This window comes from Shewanella sp. 1180_01 (assembly GCF_052850535.1).
Genome location: NZ_VXCT01000145.1, coordinates 1 through 1182, shown reverse-complemented (window position 1 = coordinate 1182; position 1182 = coordinate 1). Strand labels below are relative to the sequence as shown.

1 pseudogene is annotated in these 1182 nt (G+C 39.3%); it reads right to left on the bottom strand.

From position 1 onward, the window contains the following. Positions 1-1071 precede the first annotated feature (1071 nt). Positions 1072-1149 (bottom strand): annotated as a pseudogene (locus FW758_RS24530) (helix-turn-helix domain-containing protein); the annotation flags it as partial. Between the last annotated feature and the right edge of the window lie 33 nt (positions 1150-1182).

Genomic DNA, 1182 nt, shown 5'->3' with positions numbered 1-1182 from the left:
CGTTGAGTACTACTCTTGCTTGGTAGCCAAGAATACCCGCGAAAAATTTACCATCAGTCGTTACATTTCCACCAATCCTTTTTTCTTTAAAAATGGTAACACTACCCAACAAAGCGTTACACTGTAACACTATTGATGCGTATATTTTCGATTTTACCTTTCTCTTCTGCTAGACAGTCACGAAGTGACAAGTGTCGCAGACAAACTGACTTAACAGTAAAAAATGTAGCTTGATGCTTACAAATGAACACCACCGAAAAGATGACCCCATGGGAACTATTTTATTCTTTAGCGGCCTAATTGTATCTGAGGAACTCAGTTCGATCTCAGTTTGCGCCTTGAGCTTTTACTGTTTGTTCTTCGTCATAGAGACTTGTTGAAATCAGGATGTACCGTTGTAGCAGTCCGGCGCTACTATGAAGAAAACCACGCTAGACGAGTAAGCATGCTTAAAACTAAAACACACTAGGGATCAAATAACCATGAAATTTATAAGTAAGACTTCAAAAATTATTCTGATATTTGCTGCGGCAATAACGTTGTTATTTTTAGTTATGGAAATTGACTTTGGTTCGACTGGTATAGAGTCTTCCACGGTTAGTGTTCAAGGTAAGTAATCAGGGCAAGACCGCGAACGTTTATTGAGCAATTACAGTTCCATTTGACCTAGCGGTCGCCCCTGTGATCTTATACTCCTTTTTAGGAGTTCCTCATGTTTATCTAAACATTTTGATTCAATTAGAGATCCCCTTCAAACAAAGTTTCATCAACTGGATGCTATCAATTAACGAGCTGAGCAACATTGAGGTCAATTTATCTCGTTTTAATCTTTTAGAAGAAAAAAGAAATCTTATTGAGCGCGGAGCGCAAACTCACCGCCACCACAAAAGCTAACCAGGCTGATTGTGTGTAAAGCTGGAGCAATGATTTTTTGCCTAGGCTTTTCCACATGAAGACTACACATCTTGATTAAGTTAACCAATCACATTTTTTATAGTGGAAACCGTAATTATTACTTGGCTAATTATGCCCAACCCCTCGAAAAGGTAAAATTAGTGGCTCATGGCAAATTTAAGCGTCCCCCTGCAGCTTCAGGTATTGGTAGAGCGTTTCCCTGCTGATACCCAATTCACGAGCCAGTTTAGTCTTTTGTTCATCAAGCTGTTATCGAGTCCTCATTCT